The organism is Cellulosilyticum ruminicola JCM 14822, from assembly GCF_001311925.1.
In the GTDB taxonomy this organism is placed as follows: Bacteria; Bacillota; Clostridia; order Lachnospirales; family Cellulosilyticaceae; genus Cellulosilyticum; species Cellulosilyticum ruminicola.
Genome location: NZ_BBCG01000110.1, coordinates 1 through 5,517, shown reverse-complemented (window position 1 = coordinate 5,517; position 5,517 = coordinate 1). Strand labels below are relative to the sequence as shown.

Genomic DNA, 5,517 nt, shown 5'->3' with positions numbered 1-5,517 from the left:
CTTTCTGAGAACGAAAGAGTCTTGCATATCTAAAGTTACCTTTTGCAGTTGTAAAGACTGCTAACTGATAAACAGTTGGCTTATCACTATTGATGTAAAGCTTCACTTCACCCCAATCGAATTCACACACATCGCCAAGCTTATATTCTTGTTTAATATAGGCTTCTTTAGATTGTTTATTGAGTTGTCTAACAGCTTTACAAACAGTGGTATATCCAATGTCAACATGCTGTTCTTTAAGAGCTTCATAAATATCAATAGACTTCATTTGCTACTTATGTATGCCGTGTTCTCTTTTTTCATGGTTTTGCTCAAGATACATCTGGATCTTATGCATAACTTCTGGTGTTAACTTTGTTTTTGATCGAGAAGAGGTATCATATTTAGGTTTTTCTACTACTTGTTGAATAATTAAAGGAAAATCTTCAGACTGAGGATTTGTTGCAATGAGTTTTTCTCGAGAAGCATAGTATTGCTTAATGTATCTTCTTACCGTATTACGTCCTATGCCAAACTCTCTAGCAATAGCTCTTTGAGATTTTCCATTAAGAGCTGCCATAATAATTTCTTGTTTCTGTATCAAAGTAATTACTCCATATCACCCCATATGTAATTGTTTGTACATATGGATTATAAGATTGAAGTGGTTCCATTTTCAAATGTATTTCTGGTTCCATTTTAGAGTATCATATACAACTATTAAGTAATAATGCTAAAAGAACCAAAATATTTATTATTACTCTTGAAATAATTGTTGCCCTAATAATCTTACTTACAGTCTTTATAAACTCAGTTGTAATTATCCCTCAATAGAAAAATGAGGACAGATTAAATCTGCCCCCTTACATATTTTATAATACCATTTATTAATCTACTATGATTCCCAAAATCTAATTTGTCAATGAATTATGTATTCCACCTCTCTATGTTTTGCAACTTCATGAAAGTTTCTCCCATATATTTTATAACCTCAATGTCTTATCTGCTAATTTTTCAACATCAGTATCATGAGTTATTATTATGCAAATTAAGTCCTCTAAATCTTTACATATAAATTCTTTAAGCACCTCACGAGAATCTCCATCTAGATATGCAGTTGCCTCATCTAATATAAGCACGCTAGGTTTTTTTATTAATGCACGTGCGAGTGCTATTCTTCTTTTTTGACCTCCTGATAAATTTTTTCCTCCCTCCAATATAGGTAGTGATAACATTTCATCTATTTCTTGCTGTGATGTTGTATTTAATATTCCACACTTTTCAAGAACATTAACAACCTGTTGTTTATCAATATTAGGGACAGCAAATGTTATATTATCCATCAACGACCCATTAAATAAAAATGTCTCTTGAAATACAATTGCAATCTCTCTCCTAATACTTTTTAGGGAAAACTCACAGGATTTCTTCCCATTATATTTTATATCTCCTGTATATTTTCCATATAATCCCAATAAAAGCTTAGCAATAGTTGTTTTTCCACAACCATTTGCTCCAACTATTGCTAATTTTTCCCCTTTACTTACTGAAAAGTTTATATCTTTAAGCACTGGAACTTCATTATATGAAAATGTAATTGATTCTACTCCAATACTTTGAATTTGTCCTATATCTACTCCTGCCTCAATATCTTGCTCTTCTGATGCATCAAAATACTTTAGTCTTTTTAGGCATGCAATTGCTGGTTGATAACTTGTATATGCAGAAGATATTAATTGAGCTGGTGCTAATATTATACTCGTATACTGAGTAACTGCTAAATATTGTCCTATACTAATATTATTATTTATTATTAAAGTAGCACTCAATAAAGTTATTCCAATAGATATCAACATATTAAGTAGTATTATCGACTCACTAGATAGTGTAAAATGAATATTCTGCCAAAATGTTTGCTTATATATTTTTTCATTAATACTATTGATTTCTTCTGCTCTACTTTTAATCCTATTCATTGTCTTTATTTCTGCTATTCCTTCAATACTTTCATACATAACTCCACTAGAATAACTTCTTAACTGTGCTGTTTTCATTATGCTATCTCTATATTTTTGTGCTGCTTTATACGCTACTATTCCAATAGTTGGTAACGCCGGACAATAAAATAGCAAAATATAAGGATTTATTCTATATACTACAATAATTCCCCCTATACATGATAAAATAGAACTAATAATATTAAGACATATAGGTGTGAAGAATATAGAAATTCCATCTACTTCTCTAATTCTCTCTGCTAACTCTCCACTGCTTATTTGATCAAAAAAGACATTTGGGATCTGAACACCTTAGAAATAATACGCTCTTTAAGCATCTTAGTCATATCTGTTCCAGCTTTAGAAATAATTCCATTACTTATGAATTTTAATACAAAATTAAGTAAATATAGTAAAAATATTACTTGCAATAATTTTACCACTACCTTGATATCTTTATTCATTATTCCTATATCTATAATTTGTTTATTAATAATAGGTATATATATACAAATAATCGATGATAAAATCATCATATTAAAAACTAAAATACTTGCTAATATTGTTTTTTTATATTTCCTTATCATCAAAACAACTCCCTCTGACTACAATAATATTCACTATCTATTTTTTTCTCTACTGAATATTCAATAGCCCTACAATCAAAACATTGTACATTATGCTTACAATCATTGCATGGTTTAATCTTTGATTTAGCCATATACCAAAACTTCCTATATTCCCCTTTATGTAATATAGAGGATATTGTATCATTATGTAAATCGCCTAGTTTAAAATCTCTTAAGTAAGGACATGGATAAATCTCTTGATTAGCAGCAATAAATATTTGCCCATATAAACAACTATTTACATTTTTTCGTACTTGATAAGTTAAATAATCTGTTTTCTGTATACGCTGATTATAATCATTTAAAATTTCTTTAGATAAAACTGGAATATTATAAATAAACTTTTTAACTATTGGCACATTTAATGATTTAATTTCATCCATTTTTTCATCCATCATAGGATCACTAATTAATAATGTTAACATCAAGTTAATATTAAACTTTTTAATTAAGAGAATATTTTTTAATACTCTGTCATAAATACCTTTTATTTTAGTAATTTTATAGTATTGCTCTTCATTACAACCTATGAGTTGTATATTGAAGCATAAATTTCTGTAAATACTTAGTGTTTTAATTATATCAATATTTAATGTATATCCATTAACTGCAATACCTACTACAACACTAGGACCTAATTTATTTACCTCATCTAATATGGCTTTTATATTTTCATAGCTATTTAAATTATTAAAAGGATCTCCCCCTAATATTATTATTTCTCTTACTCCTAAAAAATCATTTTTTCAATTAGCTTTTCATAATTATATGACTTTGCTTGATAATTCCATTTCTTACAAAAACACGATGCAACTGGTGCATCACTATGTTCATCACAAAAATAACACCCCAACGGACATTTTGTATCTAATTCAATAATTACTCTTCTCATATTAAATGCAGATATATTAGATTCATCATACGCAAAATCCATACTAAAAGGTAATTCTATTTTACAATGATTTTCTACCTCTACAATCCATCCTCCTCTTAATAACTTATTTATTAGCATTATATGTTCATTATTATTAGCTTCATCCTGCATTATTTTATCATATTCAATTGTTTCAACTGTATTAAATGATATGTATTCTCCCGACTTAGTATTTAGTAGAACCACTCCATTTTTCCCTCTATTCTCTACTATAAAATTTGCTAAATTATACATATATACCAATTCCTTTCTTATTAAACCAACTTTATTTACAAATCTAATGTTGTACAGTAATATGTCAGTAATAACTTTATCTCTTCTATTTGATTTTTACAAAAGTTTTTGTCTAGTGTAAACCTACTCCCATCCGTATTTAAAATTGCATAACATATATCACATAAATTTTTAATGGAACAATTAGCACATTTTTCTTTTCGAATATTACATAAGTTTTCATAATACCCATACGCAACTTCTTTATCAATTCCACTCTCAACATTTCCAATACTATAATTTTGATTTATCTTTTCGCATATATGTAAATTCCCCTCAACAGAAACAGTTAATTTAGATTTTAAAGGTGAACAAATCGCACATGTTTTATCACTAAATTGTAATTTGTTTGATATACTTGCTAATTTAAATCTAAAAAGTTCATCAACAAATTTTACATTTGTATTTGCTTTTAAATATTCATGCAACAAAGTTTTCATTTCTTCCATATAATTCTTATATGGAAAATATTTTTTGTGATAATTAGTATTTATCCCTGAAACTGTATTTACTCTAATAATAGATTCATCTAGATCTCTATTTTCTAAAAAAAACTCATACATTTTAATAGGACTAACTTGATAATCCATAGTTATCAAGATTCCTAGCATGTTAGAAGGTGCAATTGCTTTAGCATTCATAAAATTATATACAACCTTAGCAAAAGTAGGCTTATTATCAATAGTCTTTCTATTCAAATCGTGAATTTCTTCATATCCATCAATACTTACATTAATGTATACATTATTATCAATAAGATATTTCACCTTATCTTCTGTCAATAAATATCCATTTGTAGTTATGGTATATTGAGCATCTAATATCTTATAATACTTCTTAACTTTTTCTATTGTATAACATATTTTGTCATACTGTAATAAAGGCTCTCCACCATAAAAAGTAATTGAAAACCTATTTTTGGGATTCCACTCTAAACTTTTTTTATAATTAGTTACATACAATTCTAATGCTTTGTCTATAGTATCAATTGAAATATTACAATTGCTATAGCCTTTAGAAAAATTATATTCACTAGAGTTTATACAATAACTACATCTAAAATTACACTGATCAGTCATTACTAAACATAAACCTAAATATTGTTCTTGAGTATTATCATTCATAAAAGCATCTTTTGAAATCTGCGGGCGCTGTGTAAAATATCGTTTAGCCATTTCATCTAATTCTTCTTCATTATATTGACTCTTTGATTGAACTATATTGTATTTACAATTATAAATATATTTATTTCCATTTAAAGAAACTATTTCTATAACATTCATATTATTCCTCTCCAATCAGAGCTTATTTATTCTTACATAAAAAATACCACCCAAATATTAGCTTTATTCAAGTGGTATCTGTTTTTTTATGTATTAACTTTATATCTAATGTTTTACTTGCCTCCTGCTGATGTATATGCTGCACCTGCTCCAACAACATCTGCAATAGGGCTTATAGTATCAGCTGCACATGCTGTAGCACAAAGTCCACCACATATAAGAAAACAACCTACAGTTGGTGAAGCCATTAAAACTGTAGCATCTGACATATTATCATCCTCCCTTCCTAATAACGCTAAATAATTACAATTTAATAATTATTTCTATAATTTTATTGTATACTGTTTTTCAAAAAAAACACAATATTATTTATATAATTTATTTTCATTAAACACTTAATTATAATAAAATTTAATAATATA

The 5,517-nt window shown here is 27.5% G+C and carries 6 protein-coding genes and 3 pseudogenes; all 9 read right to left on the bottom strand.

Annotation, left to right across the window (positions count from 1 at the left end):
- Positions 1-268: pseudogene (locus tag JCM14822_RS17750) on the bottom strand (IS21 family transposase); the annotation flags it as partial.
- A gap of 3 nt (positions 269-271) precedes the next feature.
- Positions 272-583: a helix-turn-helix domain-containing protein gene (locus JCM14822_RS17745; RefSeq protein WP_054743917.1), complete on the bottom strand. Its 312-nt coding sequence runs from the start codon at positions 581-583 to the stop codon at positions 272-274.
- 379 nt (positions 584-962) lie between these two features.
- Positions 963-1,550 (bottom strand): ATP-binding cassette domain-containing protein, encoded by a 588-nt coding sequence (locus JCM14822_RS22225; protein WP_242861557.1) that lies wholly within the window; start codon positions 1,548-1,550, stop codon positions 963-965.
- Positions 1,551-1,781: 231 nt separating this feature from the next.
- Positions 1,782-2,509 (bottom strand): annotated as a pseudogene (locus tag JCM14822_RS22220) (ABC transporter transmembrane domain-containing protein); the annotation flags it as partial.
- A 53-nt stretch (positions 2,510-2,562) separates the two neighbouring features.
- Positions 2,563-3,030: an SPASM domain-containing protein gene (locus JCM14822_RS17730; protein ID WP_054743912.1), complete on the bottom strand. Its 468-nt coding sequence runs from the start codon at positions 3,028-3,030 to the stop codon at positions 2,563-2,565.
- Between the two features lie 15 nt (positions 3,031-3,045).
- A pseudogene (locus tag JCM14822_RS25275) lies at positions 3,046-3,318 on the bottom strand (hypothetical protein); the annotation flags it as partial.
- Positions 3,319-3,335: 17 nt separating this feature from the next.
- The gene (locus JCM14822_RS17725; RefSeq protein WP_054743910.1) at positions 3,336-3,773 is read right to left on the bottom strand and encodes a hypothetical protein; all 438 of its coding nucleotides are present in this window, start codon (positions 3,771-3,773) and stop codon (positions 3,336-3,338) included.
- Between the two features lie 35 nt (positions 3,774-3,808).
- Positions 3,809-5,095, bottom strand: coding sequence for a radical SAM protein (locus tag JCM14822_RS17720; protein WP_054743909.1), 1,287 nt, complete (start codon positions 5,093-5,095; stop codon positions 3,809-3,811).
- Positions 5,096-5,208: 113 nt separating this feature from the next.
- Positions 5,209-5,364, bottom strand: coding sequence for a hypothetical protein (locus JCM14822_RS20740; RefSeq protein ID WP_157047879.1), 156 nt, complete (start codon positions 5,362-5,364; stop codon positions 5,209-5,211).
- Positions 5,365-5,517 lie beyond the last annotated feature (153 nt).

Bases quoted from the DNA above. Each gene is read 5' to 3' on its own strand.
- JCM14822_RS17730 (WP_054743912.1), bottom strand. From the start codon at position 3,030: ATGTTAACATTATTAATTAGTGATCCTATGATGGATGAAAAAATGGAT.
- JCM14822_RS17725 (WP_054743910.1), bottom strand. From the start codon at position 3,773: ATGTATAATTTAGCAAATTTTATAGTAGAGAATAGAGGGAAAAATGGA.
- JCM14822_RS17720 (WP_054743909.1), bottom strand. From the start codon at position 5,095: ATGAATGTTATAGAAATAGTTTCTTTAAATGGAAATAAATATATTTAT.
- JCM14822_RS20740 (WP_157047879.1), bottom strand. From the start codon at position 5,364: ATGTCAGATGCTACAGTTTTAATGGCTTCACCAACTGTAGGTTGTTTT.